At 34.9% G+C, this 23,775-nt stretch carries 19 protein-coding genes and 1 riboswitch; of the genes, 14 read left to right on the top strand and 5 right to left on the bottom strand.

The window, feature by feature from the left end; all coding sequences use genetic code 11:
- The first annotated feature begins 15 nt into the window (after positions 1-15).
- Together rpe and AC37UB_RS08645 are read left to right on the top strand one after the other, a co-directional pair.
- On the top strand, positions 16-669 hold the full coding sequence (rpe, locus tag AC37UB_RS08650; RefSeq protein ID WP_233519198.1) for a ribulose-phosphate 3-epimerase: 654 nt from the start codon (positions 16-18) through the stop codon (positions 667-669).
- Positions 669-1,319 (top strand): thiamine diphosphokinase, encoded by a 651-nt coding sequence (locus AC37UB_RS08645; protein WP_117973489.1) that lies wholly within the window; start codon positions 669-671, stop codon positions 1,317-1,319. Before rpe ends, AC37UB_RS08645 begins: the two co-directional genes overlap by 1 nt.
- A gap of 44 nt (positions 1,320-1,363) precedes the next feature.
- Here the strand turns inward: AC37UB_RS08645 and rpmB are convergent, their stop codons facing one another.
- Positions 1,364-1,552: a 50S ribosomal protein L28 gene (rpmB, locus tag AC37UB_RS08640; protein ID WP_071456053.1), complete on the bottom strand. Its 189-nt coding sequence runs from the start codon at positions 1,550-1,552 to the stop codon at positions 1,364-1,366.
- Between the two features lie 218 nt (positions 1,553-1,770).
- Here rpmB and AC37UB_RS08635 point away from each other — a divergent pair, with 218 nt between their 5' ends.
- The 5 genes from AC37UB_RS08635 to acpP all read left to right on the top strand — a co-directional run bounded on the left by AC37UB_RS08635 (position 1,771) and on the right by acpP (position 7,309).
- Positions 1,771-2,133 carry an Asp23/Gls24 family envelope stress response protein gene (locus tag AC37UB_RS08635; protein ID WP_071456054.1) on the top strand — a complete coding sequence of 121 codons (363 nt, stop codon included), beginning with the start codon at positions 1,771-1,773 and terminating at the stop codon, positions 2,131-2,133.
- A gap of 84 nt (positions 2,134-2,217) precedes the next feature.
- Positions 2,218-3,855, top strand: coding sequence for a DAK2 domain-containing protein (locus AC37UB_RS08630; protein ID WP_490685623.1), 1,638 nt, complete (start codon positions 2,218-2,220; stop codon positions 3,853-3,855).
- Between the two features lie 58 nt (positions 3,856-3,913).
- Positions 3,914-5,953 (top strand): ATP-dependent DNA helicase RecG, encoded by a 2,040-nt coding sequence (gene recG, locus AC37UB_RS08625; RefSeq protein WP_490685614.1) that lies wholly within the window; start codon positions 3,914-3,916, stop codon positions 5,951-5,953.
- A gap of 45 nt (positions 5,954-5,998) precedes the next feature.
- Positions 5,999-7,003 (top strand): phosphate acyltransferase PlsX, encoded by a 1,005-nt coding sequence (gene plsX, locus AC37UB_RS08620; protein ID WP_490685613.1) that lies wholly within the window; start codon positions 5,999-6,001, stop codon positions 7,001-7,003.
- Between the two features lie 66 nt (positions 7,004-7,069).
- Positions 7,070-7,309: an acyl carrier protein gene (gene acpP / locus AC37UB_RS08615; RefSeq protein ID WP_117973486.1), complete on the top strand. Its 240-nt coding sequence runs from the start codon at positions 7,070-7,072 to the stop codon at positions 7,307-7,309.
- Positions 7,310-7,527: 218 nt separating this feature from the next.
- Here the strand turns inward: acpP and AC37UB_RS08610 are convergent, their stop codons facing one another.
- Both AC37UB_RS08610 and AC37UB_RS08605 read right to left on the bottom strand, forming a co-directional pair.
- Positions 7,528-7,791, bottom strand: coding sequence for a GIY-YIG nuclease family protein (locus AC37UB_RS08610; protein ID WP_490685612.1), 264 nt, complete (start codon positions 7,789-7,791; stop codon positions 7,528-7,530).
- A complete protein-coding gene (locus AC37UB_RS08605; RefSeq protein WP_490685611.1) occupies positions 7,778-8,524 on the bottom strand; it encodes a tRNA1(Val) (adenine(37)-N6)-methyltransferase in 747 nt (248 codons plus the stop codon). The genes AC37UB_RS08610 and AC37UB_RS08605 overlap by 14 nt, the downstream gene beginning before the upstream one ends.
- 128 nt (positions 8,525-8,652) lie before the next feature.
- Between AC37UB_RS08605 and AC37UB_RS08600 the strand changes: the two genes are divergently transcribed.
- From AC37UB_RS08600 to AC37UB_RS08580, 5 genes are all read left to right on the top strand, one after another.
- Entirely contained in the window at positions 8,653-9,291 is a 639-nt protein-coding gene (locus tag AC37UB_RS08600; RefSeq protein WP_117973483.1) for a lysophospholipid acyltransferase family protein, read from the top strand.
- Between the two features lie 599 nt (positions 9,292-9,890).
- Positions 9,891-11,024: an exonuclease SbcCD subunit D gene (locus AC37UB_RS08595; protein ID WP_117973482.1), complete on the top strand. Its 1,134-nt coding sequence runs from the start codon at positions 9,891-9,893 to the stop codon at positions 11,022-11,024.
- Between the two features lie 10 nt (positions 11,025-11,034).
- Entirely contained in the window at positions 11,035-14,166 is a 3,132-nt protein-coding gene (locus AC37UB_RS08590) for an AAA family ATPase (protein WP_490685610.1), read from the top strand.
- Positions 14,167-14,177: 11 nt separating this feature from the next.
- On the top strand, positions 14,178-17,396 hold the full coding sequence (locus tag AC37UB_RS08585; protein ID WP_241699568.1) for a DEAD/DEAH box helicase: 3,219 nt from the start codon (positions 14,178-14,180) through the stop codon (positions 17,394-17,396).
- 81 nt (positions 17,397-17,477) lie between these two features.
- Positions 17,478-19,193 (top strand): ABC transporter ATP-binding protein, encoded by a 1,716-nt coding sequence (locus AC37UB_RS08580; RefSeq protein ID WP_117973479.1) that lies wholly within the window; start codon positions 17,478-17,480, stop codon positions 19,191-19,193.
- Between the two features lie 206 nt (positions 19,194-19,399).
- Here AC37UB_RS08580 and AC37UB_RS08575 read toward each other — a convergent pair whose 3' ends face one another.
- Positions 19,400-20,833 (bottom strand): catalase, encoded by a 1,434-nt coding sequence (locus tag AC37UB_RS08575; protein ID WP_117973478.1) that lies wholly within the window; start codon positions 20,831-20,833, stop codon positions 19,400-19,402.
- A gap of 454 nt (positions 20,834-21,287) precedes the next feature.
- Between AC37UB_RS08575 and AC37UB_RS08570 the strand changes: the two genes are divergently transcribed.
- Positions 21,288-21,656 carry a transcriptional regulator, SarA/Rot family gene (locus AC37UB_RS08570; RefSeq protein ID WP_117973477.1) on the top strand — a complete coding sequence of 123 codons (369 nt, stop codon included), beginning with the start codon at positions 21,288-21,290 and terminating at the stop codon, positions 21,654-21,656.
- Between the two features lie 105 nt (positions 21,657-21,761).
- Positions 21,762-22,868, top strand: coding sequence for an NADH-dependent flavin oxidoreductase (locus AC37UB_RS08565; protein ID WP_117973531.1), 1,107 nt, complete (start codon positions 21,762-21,764; stop codon positions 22,866-22,868).
- A gap of 499 nt (positions 22,869-23,367) precedes the next feature.
- On the opposite strand, the gene AC37UB_RS08560 is transcribed toward AC37UB_RS08565, so the two are convergent.
- A complete protein-coding gene (locus tag AC37UB_RS08560; RefSeq protein WP_158559457.1) occupies positions 23,368-23,508 on the bottom strand; it encodes a hypothetical protein in 141 nt (46 codons plus the stop codon).
- A 71-nt stretch (positions 23,509-23,579) separates the two neighbouring features.
- Positions 23,580-23,744, bottom strand: a riboswitch (M-box (ykoK) riboswitch).
- Positions 23,745-23,775 lie beyond the last annotated feature (31 nt).

The raw sequence follows: 23,775 nt of genomic DNA, 5'->3' as shown, positions 1-23,775 counted from the left end.
AGTGAGGAAAAAACTATGGTAAAGATAGCACCATCAATATTAAGTGCAGATTTTTCAAAATTGGGAGAAGATGTTAAACGTGTTGATAAAGCAGGAGCAGATTATATTCACATTGATGTCATGGATGGCCAGTTTGTTCCCAATATTACATTTGGTCCGGCACTTATTTCATCTATTAGACCAGTCACTGATTTAGTGTTTGACGTACATTTGATGATGGTTGAACCAGAGCGTTTTATTGAAGAGTTTGCTAAGATAGGATCTGATATTATTACCGTACATGCTGAAAGTACGAAACATTTACACCGTGTCATTCAACAAATTAAAGCAAGTGGTGTAAAAGCAGGAGTTGTCATTAACCCAGGAACACCAGTTGAGATGATTAAGCCTGTTTTATCAATGGTTGATTTAGTCTTAGTAATGACAGTTAACCCAGGATTTGGTGGTCAAAAATTCATCTCAGAATGTTTAGATAAAGTAAGTGAACTAGCAGAGTTACGACAAGCTAAAGGATACACTTATGAAATTGAAGTTGACGGTGGCGTGGATGATAAGACTGCAAAAGAATGTGTTGAAGCAGGAGCAGATGTGTTAGTGGCCGGATCATATGTTTATAAATATGATGATGTCGCTGAGCCGATTAAAAAATTAAAAGAAGCAGGTAAGTAATGAAAAAGTCGGTTATTGTGTTGGCCGGTAGTGATAAATCATTATGGCCAAGCATGGATAGATTTGATGAAGCAAGTCATATTATTGGGGTTGATAGGGGAGCTTACGAAGGTGTTCGTCATGGGTTATCTGTTGATGTGGCGGTAGGTGATTTTGACTCACTAAGTTCTGAAGAACTGTCTTATGTTAAAGAACATGTAGAAAAAGTGACACAATACCCAGCTGAAAAAGATGAAACGGATACTGAAATTGGTATTTCTGTCGCTAGTGAACTATCAGAAGACGCTAAAATCATCCTAATAGGTGGTACTGGCGGGCGAATAGATCATTTTCTAGCTAATCTATGGTTGCCATTGCAAGATCGCTTTAAATCAGTCGCTACAAGGCTTGTGATAAAAGACAATCAAAATACGATTTCTTATTTTCTGCCAGGAGATTATACAATTGAAAAAGAGCCAGATAAAAAATATTTAGCATATGTTTGTTTAACACCTATGACACATTTATCGTTATATGATGCGAAGTATCGTTTAGATGATGTTGATGTGATGCAACCAACTTCCTATGCAAGTAATGAATTCATTGGTAAAACAACAAGATTTTCATTTTCAAGTGGCATGATGTGTGTCATTCAATCTAAAGACAAATAAAAAAAGCAGCCTCTAGTTAGGTTGCTTTTTTAATATCTATTTTATTAAACGCGTTCAACTTTACCAGATTTCAAAGCACGAGCAGAAACCCAAACTTTTTTTGGTTTACCGTCAACTAAAATACGAACTTTTTGAAGATTAGCTCCCCAAGTACGTTTAGATGCGTTCATTGCGTGAGAACGGTTGTTACCAGTTCTTGCTTTACGACCAGTTATATAACATTGTTTTGCCATGATATTCCCTCCTTTGCTTTGCTGGCATTTTTACGATTCTATTAATCATACTAAAACAATTTATCATAAAAAGAAACAAAAAGCAATAAAAAATATGATAAAGTTACAATAAAAGCGATGTTATAAGCGTTTAAAGATAATTATTCTTTAATAAAAATCGTGTTTATGATAAACTAAAGAATGATAATGGGTAATACTGACTTTGAGGAGGTAGTAAAATGGCTGTAAAAATTAAAACACAAGCTGGAACCATTGAAATTTCAAATGATGTTATAGCAACAGTTGTCGGTGGTGCTGCCACAGATATTTACGGGATTGTTGGTATGGCAAGCAAAAATCAAATTAAAGACAATTTAAATGATATTTTAGGTAAAGAAAACTATTCTCGTGGGGTAGTAGTACGCCAAGAAGAAAACGGTGTAGCAGTGGATGTGTACATCATGGTAAGTTACGGAACAAAAATTTCTGAAGTAAGTCGTAATGTGCAAGAAAAAGTCAAATACAATCTTGAAACAATGCTTGGCGTTGTTGCAAACTCAGTAAATGTTTTTATACAAGGCGTGCGTGTGCAACCTGAATAAAATCATGTGCTATTAAGTGTTAAACATACGAGGAGGAACATTTTAGTGGAACTAAAAGCAATCAACGGAGGGCAATTTCAAGCAATGGTACAAGTTGGAGCCAATAGACTGAACCAAAACGCCGAATTTGTCAATTCTTTAAATGTTTTCCCGGTACCAGATGGTGACACGGGAACAAATATGGATTTATCGATGACTAGTGGAGCAAAAGCTGTTAGAGAGGCAACAACGGAACATGCTGGAGAATTAGCTGCAATCTTATCTAAAGGCCTTTTAATGGGTGCACGTGGTAACTCTGGCGTTATCTTGTCACAATTATTCAGAGGATTCTCAAAAAAAATTGAAGATAAAGAAGAATTAAACGCACAAGACTTAGCAGATGCGTTTAAAAATGGTGTAGAAGTTGCGTATAAAGCAGTGATGAAACCTGTTGAAGGAACAATTTTAACTGTCTCTAGAGGTGCTGCGATTGCCGCTGAGAAAAAAGCAAAAGAGAGTGATGATGCATTAGAAGTCATGGAAGCTGCTCTAAAAGGTGCTAAAAAAGCGTTAGCTAAAACACCTGATATGTTGCCTGTCTTAAAAGAAGTTGGTGTTGTCGATAGTGGTGGACAAGGACTTGTTTTTATCTATGAAGGTTTCGTTGAGTCTTTATCTGGCAAAGTAGTTGAAAGTGAAATTTATCAACCATCACCAGCTCAAATGGAAGAGATGGTTAATGCTGAACATCATCGTAGTGTTCAAAGCCATATGTCAACTGAAGACATTAAATTTGGCTACTGTACAGAAATTATGGTAAAAATTGGTGAAGGACCAACAGTTGATAGTACGTTTGATTATGACACATTTAGAAATTACTTAAATGAAATTGGTGATTCATTATTAGTTGTAGCCGATGATGAAATCATCAAAGTTCATGTTCATACAGAGCAACCTGGTAAAGTCATGAATTATGGTCAAAAATTTGGTTCATTAATCAAAATTAAAGTAGATAACATGCGCTTGCAACACGAATCATTACTTGACACTCCAAGTGCACCAGTTGCAGAAGAACCAAAAGAAAAAGTACCTTATGGTATTATTTCAATTGCTGCTGGTAAAGGAGTTCAAGACTTGTTTAGTAGCATGGGTGTTAATCATGTGATTAGTGGTGGACAAACAATGAATCCAAGTACAGAAGATATTATGTTAGCAATCCAATCAGTGAACGCTGAAAACGTGATTATCTTACCTAATAATAAAAATATCTTCATGGCAGCTGATCAAGCAGCAGAAGTCAGTGATGTGCCAACGATCGTGATTCCATCGAAAACAATTTCTCAAGGAATGACGGCACTATTAGGATTTAACGATCAAGTATCACTTGAAGAAAACCAAAAAAACATGTTAGAAATGCTTGATGGTGTAACAAGCGGTCAAGTCACAACGGCTGTTCGTGACACAAGCATTGATGGCGTTGAAATTAAAAAAGACGATAACTTGGGCATGGTTGAAGGAAAAATTGTGGTATCAACTCCAAGTCGTTTTGATGCATGTTTAGAAACATTAAAACAAATGATTGATGATGACACTGAAATTGTGACAATCTTAATTGGAGAAGATGGAACAAATGAAGAAGCATCATTATTAGAAGAAGCGTTGCTTGAAATGGATAGTGATTTAGAAGTTGAGATTCATCAAGGAGATCAACCAGTTTATCCATATTTATTTGCAGCTGAATAAGATAAAAAAGTCAAACATTGGTTTGACTTTTTTTAACAGTTAAAAAGGAGGAGTCAAAGTGAAACAGTTAAGTGATAGTATCGCGACACTTAATGGTGTTGGTCCAAAGCGTGTGGAGACGCTCAAAACATTACACATAGAAACGATTAATGATTTACTGACACATTATCCGTTTCGCTATGACGATATCCAAGAAAAAAAGTTAGAAGAAATTAGTGACCAAGAAAAAGTAGTCTTAAAAGGTATTGCCCTTTCTGATGGGGTAGTCAATTACTATGGGCATAAAAAAAGCCGTTTAGTTTTTCGAATGATGGTGGAGCAAGCTGTTATAACTGTGACGTTTTTCAATCAACCCTTTTTAAAAAATAAAATTCGTTCGTCAGAAGAAATTGCCATTTTTGGTAAATGGGATGCAAAGAGAAAGTCGTTAACAGGTCTAAAAATAATGGCGACACAGCAGCAAGAAGAAGAGTTTACTCCCATTTATAGTGTGAATAAACATATCAAACAACAAACACTGGTTCAACTGATTAAACAGGGGTTTGAAGGGTACGGTGAGTTGGTTGAAGAAAACTTACCAGATTATTTATTGGACAAATATAAGCTGATGCCTAAACAACAAGCTGTTAGAGCGATGCATTTTCCAGAATCAATTGAAGAAAATCGTTTAGCCAAAAGGCGATTAGCTTTTGAAGAATTTTTCTTATTCCAATTAAAGATGATTCAATTAAAGGAGGAAGAAACAGCCAAAGAACACGGCAATCCTATTTTATATGATGTGGATGAGTTGAAACAGTTTATTAAGACATTACCGTTTGAATTAACGAATGCTCAAAAACGAGTTGTCAACGAAATTTGTGCTGACATGAGAAGTCCTTATCATATGCATCGCTTACTGCAAGGAGATGTTGGTAGCGGGAAAACGATGGTGGCAGCGCTGGCTTTATTTGCAGCCCACACGGCATCCTATCAAGGAGCGTTGATGGTACCAACCGAAATTTTAGCAGAACAACATATGGAAAGTCTAAGTGAATTGTTTGAAAATACGCCAGTTAGAGTATCATTATTAACAGGTTCGACAAAGACCAAAGCACGTCGACAAATTTTAACCGAATTAGCAGAAGGTGATATTGATATTTTAGTTGGGACACATGCCTTAATCCAAGAAGAAGTTCAATTCAAAAATTTAGGTCTTGTCATCACAGATGAGCAACATCGTTTTGGTGTGAATCAGCGAAAAATATTACGAGAAAAAGGCAATCATCCAGATGTGTTGTTTATGACAGCGACACCAATACCTAGAACGTTGGCCATCACAGCTTATGGCGAAATGGATGTGTCGATTATTGATGAGTTACCAGCCGGACGAAAACCCATCGAAACACGTTGGGCCTTGCCAAAACAATTGGATAGTATTTTAGCAACTATGCGTGAGTTACTAAAACAAGGACAACAAGCGTATGTGATTTGTCCGTTGATTGAAGAGTCAGAGATGCTAGATGTAAAAAATGCAACGGAAATTTACGAACACTTATCAGCCTCTTTCTCTCCGACGTATCATGTTGATTTATTACATGGAAAGATGAAGGCTGATGAAAAAGACGCTATCATGCAAAAGTTCAAAGACAATGATACACAAGTATTAGTTTCAACAACTGTTATTGAAGTGGGTGTGAACGTCCCAAATGCCACGATGATGGTTATTATTGATGCAGACCGTTTTGGTTTAGCTCAGCTTCATCAGTTGCGTGGACGTGTTGGACGTGGGGAAAAAGCATCTTATTGTGTGTTGATAGCTAATCCAAAGAGTGAGCAAGGTAAAGAGCGAATGAAAATCATGACTGAAACGACAGATGGTTTTGTATTGAGTCAAAAAGATTTGGAAATGCGAGGTCCTGGAGACTTTTTCGGCGCCAAACAATCTGGTTTGCCTGAATTTAAAGTGGGGGATATGGTAGCTGATTTTATTATGTTAGAAACAGCAAGAGAAGAAGCCATCAGTCTTTGGAAAACGCCTGATTGGGTACAGGATAAATCGTTTGTACCATTAGCTAAGAGTATCAAGAGCACAACATATCAATTAAATCATTTAGATTAACATGATATAATGAATGTAAATTGTAAAAAAGTGAGGAAATCAATCATGAAAATAGCGGTAGATGCTATGGGTGGAGACAACGCGCCAAAAGCAATTGTTGAAGGTGTGATGTTAGCCAAAAAAGATTTTCCAGATATTGAATTTTTATTATTTGGAAAAGAATCAGCCATTAAAGAATATGTGACAGACGATAAAAATATTACGATTATTCACACAGATGAAAAAATAGAAAGTGATGATGAGCCAGTTAGAGCGATTCGACGAAAAAAACAAGCATCAATGGTTTTAGCAGCTCAAGCTGTTAAAGAAAAACAAGCAGACGCGTTGTTTTCTGCAGGTAATACAGGTGCTCTTTTAGCAGCTGGGCTATTTATTGTGGGACGTATCAAACAAGTGGAGCGACCAGGCTTGATGACAACGATGCCAGTTTTTACAGGTGAAAAAGGGGCTGGATTTGATTTTATTGATATGGGAGCAAATGCTGATAATAAGCCAGAACATTTGTTAACGTATGGTATTTTAGCGTCTTATTATGCCAGTCAAGTTCGTGCCGTGAAAAATCCTCGTGTCGGTCTTTTAAACAATGGGACGGAAGATACTAAAGGAAGCGAGCTAACGAAAAAAGCATTTGAATTATTAAAAGAAGAACCAAGTTTAAATTTTGTCGGAAATGTTGAAGCAAGAGATTTATTTAATGGTGTCGCAGATGTGGTTGTGACAGATGGGTTTACTGGAAATGCCGTGTTAAAATCCATTGAAGGAACAGCTCAAGCTATTATGAGTAATTTAAAATCATCAATTTTAGATAGTGGATTAAAAGGCAAAATGGGCGCATTGCTATTAAAAGATAGCTTAAAAGAATTAAAACAAAAAATGGACTACTCAAATCATGGCGGAGCTGTCTTGTTTGGTGTCAAAGCACCTGTTGTTAAAACACATGGCTCAACAGGACCAGATGCGGTGAGACACACAATTAGACAAATCCATACGATGCTTGAAAAAGATGTAGTAAATAATTTAGTTACTTATTTTGATGAGCATCAAGCATAGACAAAAAAAGCATTTACAAGTAAAATACTAAGTAGAGTGAGTGGCTTAATAAAAGGAGGAACTTACATGTCTAGAGATGACGTATTTGGTAAAATCCAAACAATTATCGTTGAGCACTTTGAAGTAGATGAAGATAAAGTGACTGAAACAACAAATATCAAAGAAGATTTAGATGCAGATTCAATTAGCATTATGGAATTTGTTTTAGAATTAGAAGATGTCTTTGATGCAGAAATTTCTGATGAAGATGCAGAAAAAATTGAAACAGTTGGCGCAGCAGTTGATTATATCGTTGCAAACCAATAATAAGTAGGGTATCACATAAAGTGGTACTCTTTTTTATTGCCATAAAATAAAAAACTACCAGTCATATGACTGGTAGAAAAAAGGAGTTGTTTTATTTACTTTGGGGGAGTAAATAAAGTAAAAAAATGTAGGGTTGTTTGTTACTACATAAAGAATAATAAATCTTAGCTATGAAATAAATATGAAGACATGTGTGCAATTATTTGAATAAAATTCGATTAATTATCGGCTAAATACGCTTCTTTTTTAAGACGTGTTAATTGTTTAAAGGCATATTCTTTTTTCATGGCTTCACTTTTTGTTTCAAATACTTCATGGTGAATCATTTTTGCCGGTTGTCTTTTTTTTAGTCTAGTATATTTTGACCCCTTACCAGAGTTATGCTCATCTAGTCGTCTTTCTAAGTTTGTGGTATAACCAGCATAAAAAGTATTGTCAGCACATAATAATACGTAAAAATAGTGATGTTTAGCTTGTGCCATGAAGCATCCCCTTAATCTCTGGTAAATACTCATTATCCTCACCATAAACATAAAGAGGGGGAAGAATTCTTAATCCATCTGTTTTCCCATCTTTAATTCCTTCAATAAGTAATGTATTGGCTTCTTTATTCGTTTTGGGGTAGACAAATTGGATTCGTTTTGGGGCAATACGATTTTTTTCCATACTATGTAAAATATCAATCAGTCGATCCGGTCTGTGTACCATCGCAATTTTCCCATTCATTTTTAATAGCTTAGAGGCTTGTTGAAACACATCATCAATTCCTAAATGAATTTCATGACGCGCAATGGCTAAATAAGGATTAGGATTTTTTTTACTATTGGGTGCTTCTTTAAAGTAAGGTGGGTTACACGTGATAAAATCTACTGAATCGGGTTTGATAAATTGCGTGATGTTTTTAATATCAGCATGAATCATGGTCATAGAGTCGTTAAACTGGTTTAATTCGATACTGCGTTTCGCCATATCATAGAGCTTTTCTTGTAGTTCAACGCCAGTAATCGTTGCGTGTGTTCTAGGGCGCATAAATAGGCCGATAGCACCATTTCCAGCGCAAAAGTCGACGATAGTCCCTCTTCTAGGAATCGAGGCAAAATAGGCCAATAAAACGGCATCTAAAGAAAATGAAAACACCTCTGAACTTTGAATGATTTGTATATTCTGGGACAACAGCTGATCGATGCGTTCCCCTGGAAAAAGTTTGGTAGTCAATAAAGTCACATCCTTTGATATCATTTGTATATTATATCAAAGATACCTCGAAATAGAATAAGAAAAACTTGCAAGTTTTGATAGAATTCGGCATACTAATAGGGAATTTAATGTAAAGGATGAAAAAAATGTATCGAGTACTTTTAGCGGTTGTTCGATTTTTAACGTTTGTTATTAATACTAACTCAAGATTTGTTGGTAAAGACAATCTACCAAAAGATAAAAATTATGTCCTAGTCAGCCCACATAGAACATGGTTTGAACCATTGTACTTTGCTATGGGAGCTTGGCCGAAAAAATTTGCTTTTATGGCAAAAAAAGAATTATTTAAAAATCCGATCTTATCTTATATCTTGAAAAAATGTCATGCTTTTCCTGTGGATCGTGATAATCCTGGCCCTAGTGTGATTAAAACACCAGTTAAAACATTGAAAAACACTGATTTAAGCGTCATGGTCTTTCCTAGTGGCAGTCGTTACTCTGACGAACTAAAAGGTGGTGCGGCACTTATCGCAAAAATGGGGAAAGTTGATATTATTCCAGCTGTGTACCAAGGACCATTGACATTCGGTGGATTGTTTACAAAACGTCGTGTGACAGTTGCGTATGGAACGCCAATTGATATCTCAGATATTAAAAAAATGGACAAAGATGGCATTGCAGAAGTGGAAAGACGTATGCAAGAAGCATTTAATCAATTAGATTATCAAGTCAATCCAGATTTCGTTTATGTGCCACCAGTTAAAAAAGAAAAAATAGACTCTTAGAAATTATTCTAAGGGTTTTTATTTTTTATTGTTGACATGTAGTTAATACAACATCACGTTTGATGGGCATATTTAAATTTTAAATGAATAAAAATGAGAGGTCGTGTTCTTAACTAATAGGTTATTATTTGTAAGGTCATAGTAGTTTTGTTCAAAAATCTGTATATAAAGAAGTTAACAGAAATACTAAAATAAGACTAATATGATCGTAAAAAATAAAAAACTCTCACCATAAAATGATGAGAGAAGGAAGGAAAAAATAAAAAATTTATTTAGCTATTTATTTCTTTTTGGGGGAAAAGAAATAACGTGGATGGTAGGATTCGAACCTACACCTCAAAGGATAAAGAATGAACTGTCTGTTAAATCTCAATGAGTCAAAACACCTCGTTCACCCACAACATAATTAAGTTGTATCAATTAACTATAAACATAGTTTAGCGTGAACCCCTTAAATTTAGCTTAAAAAAGTCTATAGAATTTATGAAATGTGAGAAAAAGTTTTCGTAAAAAAAGTAAGTAGGTCAAGATAAGGAATCCATTAAACAATCTGATTAAAGTTTGTTATAATGGAGAGAAGACCTTTTTGGAGGAATACGATGAAATTTTTACAGACAGCTGATTGGCATATAGGACGTAAATTAAATGGATTCAGTCTACTAGAAGAACAACGAGATGCATTTGATAAAATGCTACAGGTTGCGACAGAACAAGATGTCGATGCAATTGTTGTCGCAGGAGATTTATACGATCGCTCGATGCCGTCTGTTGAGGCAGTTGAGTTGTTAAATACGATGATGATTGAGATGAATCTGGTGCATCAATTTCCTGTCTTAGCCATTTCAGGCAATCATGACAGTGCGACAAGATTATCAACAGGATCTCCTTGGCTGGAAAAAGAGCAATTCTATTTATACACACAGTTGGAACAATTTTTCTCTCCTGTTGTGGTAGGTGATACACAGTTCTTTTTACTGCCTTACATTGAGCCGGTTCATGCAAGATTGTATTTTAATGACGATACACTAGTGACTATTCCACTTGTTATGGAACGTCTTATGACAGAAGCAAAATCATTATTTCTACCAGATAAATACCATGTGTTAGTTAGCCACTTTTTTGTGACTGGCGCGTGTAAAAGTGAATCTGAGACACCGCTTGAAGTTGGAGGGCTTTCTAGTGTACCAGCTGATATGTTTGAGCTGTTTGACTATGTGGCATTAGGGCATTTGCATGATAAAAATGCATTAAGCAATCAAGCGTTGATTAAATACAGTGGGTCATTACTGAAATACTCATTATCTGAGAGAAATCAGGATAAAGGTGTCCGTGTAGTGACTCTAAAAGATGACGGCGTAGACAGTCAGTTTATTCCAATAGCCCCTTTACGAGATGTGGCCCTTTTACGTGGCGAATTTTCAGAATTAACAGATTATGAGTTCTATCAAGACGTAAATCGTGAAAATTATATTGCAGTTGAGTTAACTGATAAAACGAGTGTGCCAAATGCTTTATCAGAACTTAGACAAATTTATCCACGAATGATTAGTTTAGAACGTATCAGCGAACAAAAAGATATCACGGATGAGCGCTATGACGATATCGAGATAAAAAAAGTCTCCCCAAAAGAAGTCATTGCAAACTACTTTGAAGACGTGACCGATGAATCTCTAACCACAAAGCAACATGAATGGTTAGAAGAAGTATTGATTGATGTAGAAAAAGAAAAATAGGAGGGAAATCATGAAGCCTTTAACATTAACGTTAGAACATTTTGGACCATATGAAGATGAGACGATTGATTTTTCTTCTTTTTACGCACAATCATTGTTTTTAATTTCAGGTAAAACAGGTTCTGGGAAGACAACACTTTTTGATGCGATGAGTTATGCATTATACGGAAATACATCAGGTGACGCTCGTGAAGCAAAAGAAATGCGGTCAAATTTTTCGACGATTGATGATGTGACACGCGTAACATTTGTGTTTGAACATGACAAAAAAACGTATCATATCGTTCGTGAGCCGGAGCAATTACGTAGAAGGTTACGTGGTGAGGGAGAAAAATTAGAAAAAGCCAAATCAGTTTTGACGATTTTTGATGAAGATGGGAAAGAAGAAGCACAGTATACCAAACAAATGGATGTTAACATTCATATCCAAGAGTTATTACAACTTAGTGCAAAACAATTTTCGCAAATCGTGATGTTGCCACAAGGTGATTTTCAACGGTTTCTACAATCTGATAGTGACAATAAAGAAGCAGTTTTACGCCAGTTATTTGATACTTCTAAGTATCAAGAAATCGCTAGAAAGCTTAAAGATAAGAAAAAAGAACAATCTAACGAGTTAAAGAAAGAACAACAAAAATTACAAACGCTCTTTGAACAAGTCGAATGGGATGAAGAATTCCTAGAAACTGTGTCAGGTGATAGGACAATCGAAGAAAAATTAGCGTTATATGATAAACAAAAACAAAAAAAAGAGCAACACATTGCTGATTTAAATGATAATGTGACGTTAGTTAAGAAAGAACGGGATGACCAACTTGCTAGGTTAGAAGTAGCTCGAGCGTTAGAAAAATTATTTGTCGAAAAAGAAGAAACCGAAAAAATGCTAGAGAAACGATTGCTTGAAACAGAGAAAATCAATGACTTGAAACAACGTATGACACGTTTTTCTCAATTAGAACCATTAGAAAAAGTACTGATTGATATCAGCGCTTCTCAGATAAAGCTAGATGAACAAGAGCAACAACAAACGATAACCAAAACAGAACTCCACGAGGTAGAAAAACATTACTTGGAATTAGTTGATAAGAAAAGAGCACTAGATAATCAAGAAACAACGATAAAAGAGCTTGAAACTTATTTGGTGAAATTAGAAGAACGTCTGCCATTATTTGAAGAAGAAGCACAGTTAGTTAAAAAACTAGCAGAGTTAGTCATAGAAGAAGAAAAACAAGCAGTTGAATTAAAAAAGTTTGAAACACATGTTGAAAAAGCTAAGAAAAGCCAAGATGAGTTGCAACAAGCAGTGGATACTATTCCTTCTTTATACAAGGAACTGACTAACTTAAAAGAAAAACAAGTGAAAGAAACAGCATTATTAGACGATGTGACATCTTTTCAAACTTATCTTGGTGAAGAAGAGTCTTTAAAAAAAGAGTATGAAAAACATGAAGAGACAATGTCGTTACGACAAAAAGAATTAGAGGACTTAAAGCTTAAATTAGCAGAGAAAAAAGATTCGTGGGCACGAGGTCAAATTGCTAGATTGAGTTTAGATTTGATAAACGGTGAACCTTGTCCAGTTTGTGGCGCGATTGACCATCCAGAACCTGCTCATGTAACACAACTATCCAAAGAAGAGTTTGATGTCTTAGAACAGGAAATAGAAGGTCTCACAACAAAAGAAGAGCAGTTAGTTCAAGATATCAGTCATCTACAAGCACAAAAAGATGCGATACAAGATAAAGTAACTAGTTTAGTATCCAAACAAACCAGTTTATCAGAGAAAATATCAACTAATATGGCAGAGGTAGATAAGACACATTGGTTAGAAACAGTGACTAAACAAGTTAAAATAACCACTCAACAAGTGAGTGATTATACACAACAGCTAACAGAACTTGAAGTCAAACAAGAAGAGTTGGAACAAGCTAAGGCTGAGTTAGGTCAGCTTGATAAAAAACGAAGTGAAAGTCAGGTTACTATCCAGCAAATCAAAGAAGAAAAACGATTGTGTCAACATAGTAATGATGAGTTGAAAAAACGTATAGGAACAGATATCACTTCTTTTGAAGAAGCAAAAAAAGAACAGAAAACAATCAAGCAACAAATTGATACTTGGTATGAAGAAAGCAAACAATGTGACAAATCATTATCTGAGATGATGACTGATAAAACGAAATTACAAACAAGGCTAGAGGAATTAGAACATAATAAACAAGTCCTACAAAACGAATTAACCGAACTTGAAAAAAGTAAAACAGCCTTTTTATTTGATTATCAGTGGGATGAAGAGATGCTTCAAACTATCTTAGCCGATAAAGAAAATAAAGTCAGGTATGAAGAAACCATTGCTCAATTTGAAAAAGAAATTTACTCATTAAAAGAAACGTTATCGAGCTTGAAAGATAAAACGAAAGAAGCAGATAAACCAGATTTAACAAAATTAGAGAAACTATACCAAGTAGCAAACCAAAAGTATGAACAAGTGATAGATGATAAACGTCAACAAGAAATTAAATTGGAGAATAACAATAAAACAATTCAAACGATTCAGACATTGATGACAGATATCAAAGAAGATATGCGAGTATTGCATGAGCTGAGTGTGTTATCAGATGTGTTAAATGGAGATAGTGACCATAAATTAAGCATTGAGCGATATGTGTTGCAAAGCTATCTGCGTAAAATTTTGGCCGTTGCAAACCACACATTGAAAAAACTCACACGAGGTCGATATACCTTTGCATTAAGAGATGCTAAACAATCCTCGAAGAAAAAAACAGGTTTAGAAATTGATATTTTTGATGACAATGTGGGGCAACTAAGAGGAGTCAATACTCTGTCAGGTGGCGAGAGTTTTATTGCGTCTCTTACATTAGCATTGGCACTAGCTGAAGTGATTCAAAGTGAAGCAGGCGGTGTGAAAATTGATGCGATGTTTGTTGACGAAGGGTTTGGCTCGCTAGATGAGGAAGCACTTGAAACAGCGATTCGTGCGCTTGAAACAATGGGTGAGAGTAATCGATTGATTGGCATTATTTCTCATGTTAATGAATTAAAAGAAAGAATCCCACAACAATTAAAAATATCAGTGTCTAAAGACAATCGAAGTCATGCGACACCACAGCTAGAATTCACGTAAGGAGTGGTAAAATGAAGTGGTCCATACCGGAAAAAGTAATAGAAGAAGGACGAGAGTGTGCCAAAGAAGGCAGGGTTGTCTCTTGGTCTAAAAATCTAGAAAGACGTGTATGGTACGCTGAAGTCATCGGAAGTGACATGCTTTATGTTGAACTAGACGGAACAGCTAAAGAAGATGATGTATGCCAGTGTATGTATTGGGAACAACATGGTTATTGCAAGCACACAGTAGCAGTAGAACTTGCAATGCGTGAACAAGGGGTATCACGATTTATTCCTCGTACGGAATTAAAAGAAACAGATGCACCAAAAGTTATTTCTCCAGCGGTTGTTTTCACAAAAGGATTTGAACGACTGCAAGAAGCAGAACTTAGAAAACTGATTAGACAAACAGATGATTTGTTTTTAACATATGGAATAGACATTGTCCCAACGTCTGAGTATCATGATGAACAATCCGTTTTGGGACTCCATTTAAGAATCGGAAGACGAGATACACCAAATAAAACGTATGTTGTAAAAAATATGGATGAATTTTTAGAAGCATATAAACAAGATAGGGAAATTCGGATTAGCACGATTAATTGGAAAGTCGGAGCAACTGCATTTAATTCAGAAGATAATGCATTGATTCGTAGTATGTTGGCTATGAAAGAACAACAAACATTAGTCGTTAATAGTCGCTCACAAGCTAAATCTGTGATTGATAGACGCTATATGATATTAAGTAAGCAAGAAGCACGTGAGTTATTTGATCACTTTAAACATGACAAGTCATTTGTTATAAAAGGGTTTGATACTCAGATTAAACGTGCGGTGATTCATCAAGGGAAGATTCCGTTGACAGTAACTTTATCACCAGTGGGTTTAACGGATTACGAATTGACAATTATTGATCCGTTTATTGTGTTTTTAGAAGAATACCAATGGTTAGTTGGAACAGATGGCTTTTACGAATTAACAGAAGAGCAAGCATCTAGTTATCAAGTATTAACCCAAATGCTGAAACGACTTGATAAGCCAACAATTTACTATACCAAAGATCAGGTGAGTTCACTCTTTTCGTATGTTTTACCTCAACTAGCATTGTTGTGTGACTTTGAATTACCCGAATCATTAGATGATGAGGTATTACGATATCCATTAGATATTAAGTTGTACTTCCACAAAGAAGAGGCATCATTAGTAGTTCGTGTTGATTTTTGTTACGGGGATTATGTCTTTTCAAATGAATCGAAATATAGCACGTCCATCGGTGAAGAAGGTGTCGTGTTACGTGATAAAGTACAAGAGGAACGGCTACTGACACTATTACGTCATTATGGGTACGGAACTTATGCACAAAAATATAGCAAAACTTTTCCAAATGATTTGGAACGTTTTTACTTCTTCACAAGAGAAATTCCAACGTTTGAAACATATACGACTGTGCATCTTTCAGATGATATTAAAGCTTTGTATTTAACAGCAGATGAGCATCAACCAAAAGCTCGTATTATTGAAAATGGGTCATGGTTTGATATCCAATTTGATATTTCATCTGTTGATGAAACAGAAGTCAATGACGTATTAAGTAGTTTAATGAAAAATAAAGAGTATCATCAGCTACGCAATGGTCAGGTGTTGATGCTTGATGATGATGCATATAAAGAAACCAATCAAATGCTACGCTTGTTGCGTGAAGATATTCGTCTAGATGGTAATCGTTTAGAAGTCCCAACGTATCGTAGTTTAGTATTGAGTGAAGCTATGACACAGTTATCAGATGTTGAGACGAGTGATTATTTTGAAACGATGGTTGACGAGTTGACCCATCCTGAAAAGGTTGAAGTTTCTTTACCGAATAAATTAAATGCCACGTTACGTGACTATCAAATCACGGGATTTAAATGGTTTAAAACACTTAGTAAGTATCATTTTGGTGGCATATTAGCTGATGATATGGGGTTAGGTAAAACCATTCAGACTATTGCGTATTTACTGTCAGAAAAAGAAGATGGCGAGCTGACAAAACCAAGTGTCATCGTAGCTCCAGCTAGTTTGTTGTATAATTGGCAACTTGAGTTAGAAAAATTTGCACCAAGTTTAAAATCTAAGTTGATTATCGGTGGAAAAGAAGAGAGAAACGAACAAATTGCGTCACTTGATGATGTTGATGTGGCGATTATTTCTTATTCAACGTTACGTCAAGATAGTACAGAATTTAGAAAAATTGATTGTCACAGTGTGATTTTAGATGAAGCACAAATGGTGAAAAATTCGACAACAAAAACGTTCCAATCAATATCTGGATTAAAATCAGATCGCGTATTTGCTTTAAGTGGGACGCCAATTGAAAATAGATTAGAAGAATTATGGTCATTATTTAAATTATTGATGCCGGGATTTTTCCCACCAAAACGTCGGTTTAAGCAGCTTGAAACAACTGAAGTTGCCACAATGATTAAGCCTTTTGTATTACGTCGAGTGAAAAAAGAAGTCTTACAAGATTTACCAGATAAAGTGGAAACAGATCGATATTCTCAATTAACAGAGGAACAAAAAACCGTGTACGTGGCTTATTTAAAACAAATTCAAGAATCTATGTCACAGCTTAATGAAAAAGATTTCAACAAACAACGTATGTCAATTTTAGCTGGTATTACTCGGCTGCGTCAGATTTGTTGTCATCCAGGATTATTCATTGATGGTTACACAGGTGGTTCGGGAAAAATGGATCAAGCACTTGATTTGATTGAACAAGCCAAAAGTAATGGTCGACGCGTATTGTTATTTTCTCAATTTACTGGAATGCTAAGCATTTTAGAAGATGAGTTAGCAAAAAGAGACGTTGGCACGTTTTACTTGCGTGGCAGTACACCGGTGAAAGAGCGTCAAGAATTAGTGGAGCGATTTAATCGTGGCGAAAAAGATGTTTTCTTGATTTCACTTAAAGCTGGTGGAACAGGATTAAACCTTACAGGAGCAGATACGGTCATTTTATATGATTTATGGTGGAATCCAGCAGTTGAGGAACAAGCAACGGGTCGAGCTCATCGTATAGGTCAAACAAAAAAAGTAGAAGTATGGCGATTATTAGCTGAAGGCACCATTGAAGAACGAATGAATCAACTTCAATTAGAAAAGAAAGCCTTGTTCCAAAAAGTCCTTCATTCAGAAGATGCACCAGAATTGTCATCAATGACGATGGATGATATTAAACATATTTTAGCCATTGGTGATGAGGATTAACATGAAAGGCCACTCTTTCATGTTTTTCTTTTTGTATGTTATAGTTAGTTTATTTTACAGCATTTATTTAGGAGGAGTTAGATGGTAAAACGATTCTTTTCGTATTATCGACCGTATAAAGCATTATTCATTGTCGATTTTACAGGTGCAATTATCGCAGCATTACTTGAATTATCATTTCCGGTTATTGTTAATCAAGTGATTGATAAAATTATGCCGTTAAAAAATATTCGCTTGATTTTATTAGTCAGTGCGGCATTGTTTGGATTTTATGTCATCAATACCACATTACAGTATGTCGTGGTTTATTTTGGACATAAGTTAGGGGTTAATATCGAAACGGATATGCGTAATGAGTTATTTACGCACTTGCAAAAACAACCTTACGATTATTATGACAACCAAAAAACAGGAAAGTTGATGACACGTTTAACGAGTGATTTATTTGAAATTTCAGAACTGGCTCATCATGGACCAGAAGATGTGTTCATCACGATTATGACACTTGTAGGGGCATTTTTATTGATGTTTCAAATTCATCCTCAACTAGCTTTTGCGACAGCTGTGATGGTGCCTTTCATTACGATTGCATTAGTCTTTTTCAATAAAAAAATGACAAAAGTCAATACAACGATTTATGAAAATCTTGGTGAATTTAACGCAGGAATTGAAGCCAGTGTGAGTGGAATTCGTGTGACGCAAGCTTTTGCCAATGAAGAACATGAGGTCACTCGGTTTGCCGGACTAAATGAATTATATCGTCAATCAAAACTAGCTTTTTATAAAACGATGGCAGTGAGTTCATCATATAACTATTTGATGATTCGGTTGATTAATTTATTTGCTTTATTATTTGGGTCTTATTACACGATACGTGGGGACATAACCAATGGGAATTTCGTTGGGTTTATCTTGTTATCAAATGTGTTTGCTAGACCAATTGAGAAAATCAATATTATGATTGAGAGTTATCCAAAAGGGTTTGCCGGATTCAAGCGATTTGTTGAAGAGATTGACAAAGAGCCCTCTATCCAAGATAGTGACACGGCAGTTGACTTAAAACCAGTGACAGGAAACATTGAATACAGAGATGTTTCATTTAGCTACAGTGATGGCACGCAAGTATTTGATAACTTATCTTTAGATATAAAATCAGGGGAAACAGTGGCTTTTGTTGGGCCAAGTGGGGCAGGGAAAACAACCTTATGCCATTTATTACCACGCTTTTATGATATTGATAGTGGTGATATTTTGATTGATGGTCAAAACATTCAAGACGTTACATTAAAATCATTGCGTGAACAAATTGGATTAGTCCAACAAGATGTCTTTTTATTTCCAGGAACGATTAAGGAAAATATTTTATATGGAAGATTAGATGCAACAGAAGAAGATATGCTAGAGGCCGTGAAACTCGCTCATTTAGAACAAGTTATAGACGGCTTGCCTGATGGGTTAGACACAGTCATCGGCGAACGTGGTGTGAGATTATCAGGCGGACAGAAACAGCGTGTGGCGATTGCTCGTATGTTTTTAAAGAATCCACCAATTTTAATTTTAGATGAAGCCACATCAGCTCTTGATACAGAAACAGAACAAGTGATTCAAGAGTCACTAGGTTCACTGGCTAAAGGACGCACGACTCTGATCATCGCACACCGTTTAGCGACAATTAAGGATGCAACTCGCATTGTTGTCATTGATACAACAGGTATCGTTGAAAGTGGCACACATGAAGAGTTAATGCAAAAACAAGGAGCATATAAAAAATTATATGACGCACAATTTAGAAACTAATGAAAAGCCAAGAGTCATGTTACTCTTGGCTTTTTTATGTGCTTGGTTTATAGGATAAAATATACCTACTAATAAAAATGGTACCTAAAAAGGCTATAGCCGAATTACATCAAGCATTATACTAAAATTTATAATCTATTGTTTAGATTGGATACTTTATTATTTCCTTTTTTTAATACTTGGCACGTTTATAGTGAATGATTTAGTTATATGTTTAAGTTTAACTTTTTAGCTACACGTTCTCCGTAGTCTTTATCCACTTTGTAGAATTGCGCCACTTGACGTTTTTTGATTTCTTCATTTTCAACAAGTGATAGCGATGCAACGATGTTATCGGTTAAACGCTCTTTTTCTTCTTCAGAAAAAATATTGTACAAGATGCCAGGTTGAGTATAAAAATCATCATTATAACTATAATTACCTACTTCGCCTGTGACTTCGTAATTCGTAGATTTAGCTTGTTTATCTTCTATTGTTCTATCAAAGCTGTTTGGCTCATAATTTATGCTTCCGTTTACATTTTTATACGCCATAGCACCATCTTGTTGATGATTGTGAACGGTTGCTTTTGGCATGTTTATTGGAAGTTGAGCACTATTAGCACCAACACGGTATCTATGAGCATCTCCATATGCAAATAAACGACCTTGTAATAATTTGTCAGGTGATACATCAATACCAGGTACAGTGTTACCAGGAGAGAATGTGGCTTGTTCTACTTCAGAAAAGTAATTTTCCGGGTTACGATTTAATGTCATGACTCCAACTTCAACGAGAGGATAAGTTTTTTGCGATACAGTTTTTGTGACATCAAATAGAGTCTCTTTCATATTTAGTCCGTCTTCAAAAGGAATGATTTGAACATAGAGTGTCCAAGAAGGAAAGTCATCATGTTTGATAGCATTTGATAAATCTTCAATATGATAATCTGGATTTTCACCCGCTAATTTTGCAGCTAATGAAGAATCTAAGTTTTTGACACCTTGGTTTGTTCTAAAATGGTATTTAATAAAATATTTTTCACCTGTTTGATTTACCCAAGTATATGTATGACTGCCGTAACCATGCATATGACGAAACGTTGCAGGAATACCACGATCACTCATTAAAATAGTCACTTGGTGTAATGATTCTGGCGAAAGAGACCAAAAATCCCACATAGCAGTCGGGCTTTTTAGATGGGTTCTTGGATCACGTTTTTGTGTATGTATAAAATCTGGAAATTTTAGAGGATCACGGATAAAAAAGATTGGTGTATTATTTCCTACTAAATCATAATTTCCTTCTTCCGTATAAAATTTAATTGCAAAACCTCTAGGATCACGTAATGTATCAGCAGCACCTAATTCTCCAGCTACAGTTGATAATCTGATAAACATGTCTGTTTCTTTACCAACTTCTGATAAAAAATTTGCTTTTGTATAATGAGAAACATCATTTGTTACTTTAAAAATACCGTGAGCACCCGCTCCTTTTGCGTGGACAACACGTTCAGGAACACGTTCTCGGTTGAAATGTGCTAATTTTTCTAATAAATGAACATCTTGAATTAAGACAGGACCAAATTCCCCTGCAGTTAAGGAATTTTGATTATCTCCAACATGTGCCCCATGAGATGTAGTTAAATAATTTTCATTCATTTCAATGCCCCCCTTCTTATTTCTTAACGCTAATACTATGTACAAGTAAAAAGAATGTCAAAGATTCTAACTTACGATGATATAATTTGTTGTTCATAACCATTAGAAATAGGAAATAATGAAGTAATTAAATCATTATTGTTTTTATAGGTTGAGAAATAAAAAAACCTTGAATGGCTTAACCATTCAAGGAAGGAGTTGTTTTTATTTACTTTGGAGGAGTAAATAAAATGAAAAAGTTTGTTAGGGTTGTTTTGTTGGTACATTTATATAATATCTATAATTTGTGAATTTTTTGTTAATAAATAGTGTAATAATTATAAATAATTGTTAAAGTTACTATTATTACATTAGATAATAATAGGCTAATACATTAAAAATATTATTCATTTTATTAGTTAATTAAATGATGTATAGTGTAGATATGATACATAATACGGTGAGGAATGTGAGTATGGAAAATAAATTAATGGAGAGATGGTTAGATTATACCAATCAACATAATAAGCTAGAAAAAAAATTAGAAAATACACTAAAAAGAAAAGTGAATTTATCATTAAATGAATATTATGTTTTATATTATTTGGGAAAGACACCTAGCCACTGTATTAAATTGATTGATATAAGTAAATATTTTAATTTAAGTCAAAGTGCGATGTCTAGAATGATGGTTAGAATGGAAAGTGAAGATTATGGTATGATAGAAAGAACGACGTGTCTAGATGACAAACGTGGTATATATATCCATCTAACAAAAAAAGGAAAAAATATGTTGATTGAAGCTGAGAGATATATAGAAATTATCCTAAATGAACGTTTATGATTAAGTCATTATGCTTGCTCATAGACTTTTTTTATTATAACATACTATCCATAAAATGCGTGCGCATGCATTTATATAAAACTTTCATGAAAGGTGAGGATCATGTTGAAGAATTTTACTGATAGTGTAACATTTAAGCGAGGATTAACATTAAAAAATAGATTGTTTATGGCCCCGATGACAACTAAGATGTCTTTTTACGATGGTGTTATTACAACGGATGAAGCAAATTATTATGGGTTGCGCTCAGGTGGCGTGGGAGCAGTAATCACAGCTGCAGCTAATGTTCAAGAAGATGGTAAAGGATGGGAAGGCGAATTGGGAGTTTATGACGATAGACAGATTCCTGGTTTGAGTAAACTTGCAAGTAGTATTAAAAAAAATGGCACCAAGGCTATTCTACAAATTTTTCATGCTGGAAGAATGACTAATTCTCAGATTTTACGTGGTACTCAACCAATTTCAGCAAGCAGTATAGCTGCAGAAAGACCAGATGCGGAAATGCCACGTGAAATGACTGAAAGTGATATTTTACATTTAATCGATAGCTTCAAGCAAGCGACAATTCGTGCAATCAAGGCAGGATTTGATGGAGTTGAAATACATGGAGCAAATACTTATATTATTCAACAATTTTTCTCACCACATTCTAATCGACGAAAAGATGAATGGGGTGGCACATTAGAAAAAAGATACCATTTTATTGATACTATTGTTGATGAAATAATTGATACAGTTGATCAATCAGATGTAGAAAATTTTATTATTGGGTATCGATTCTCACCAGAGGAGTTTGAAAATCCTGGTATTAAATTTGAAGATACGTTGTTCTTAATCGATAAATTATCTAATAAAGGATTGGATTATCTTCATATTTCTTTAAATGATTATAATCGTAAATCTGTTTCTCCTTCTTATCAGGATAAATCGATGCTTGAATATGTTTATCAAAAAATAAATAATAGAGTCCCTTTAATTGGAATAGGTGATGTGAGAACTTCAAAAGATGTCCAAAATGTTCTAGAGAATGCTGATTTTGTAGCAGTTGGTCGTTCTATGATTATTGATCCTCATTGGGCACAAAAAATATTGGATAATAAAGAACCTCTGATTAGAACGTCTTTATCTATGTATGACAGAGAAGAATTGTTTATTCAAGATGGGTTGACTGAATTTCTTGAATTTATGATGCCTGAAAGATTAAAAGAATGATGAGATGACTCATCATTCTTTTTTTATAATAGGATTTAGTTATTTTTTGATAAAAAATAGACCTAACAGGATTTTGTGCTTTTTGTCGTACGTTTCACATTGGAGTGCCTTTTGTTTCTCCAATAAATCTTAAACACCTGTTAGGTCTTATTTTGTTAATAAGGAAGATTTCAAATTCCCACGCCTTTCTATCTTGTTTAAACTTCTAATTCACTTACATGTGTTTCTGTTTACATGTCAACCAGTTACAAATCTTTTAAATATTACCTTTCTCGTTTAAAGCTGATAAGATCTAAATATCTTGTTAACTAATTGTGGGAATTGTAGTTCCTTATATGCTTATAATAACCTGTCTCTAAAAAAAATGCAAACGATTACATTTAGGTGGTATATGTTTTTTCAGCTATCTTTTATACAAAGAAACAGAAAAACAAAAGCCGTTTTTAGCTTCTGTTTTTCTTTACAGGTATTTTGTTCGATAAATAATTGTTAGGAAGGCTTAGTTAAATTGACGACAACCAACTAGAGTGGGATGAGGGTCAAAATCGTCAGATAATATTGGTATATCTGTAACTATCTCTGTGGCATTGTGTCCCACAATATGAGCCACAACAATTGCAATGGCAAAAACTATCATCATAATCATCCACCTCCTAAAATTAAAAATAGCCCTAACTAAATAAAGAGGTTAGGACTTGAAAGAACGAACATATTTTAAGTAATATGTTGAGCTTTAGCACTATGCAACGTAAAGAAACATCTTAGCTATCTTATGAAAAGCCTTAACGACAATTCCTGTTCTACCCATTGGTGTCTCTCGACGTTTTTGGGCAATAGCCTGTGTTTGCATAGGAGCCTCACCTAACAAAATTCATTTATCGTATTTTATTTTAACGGAATATAAGGC

The sequence above is a fragment of the Vagococcus changpingensis genome, assembly GCF_058211775.1.
The sequence above is the reverse complement of the archived record's forward strand: the minus strand, read 5'-3'. Positions and strand labels throughout refer to the sequence as shown.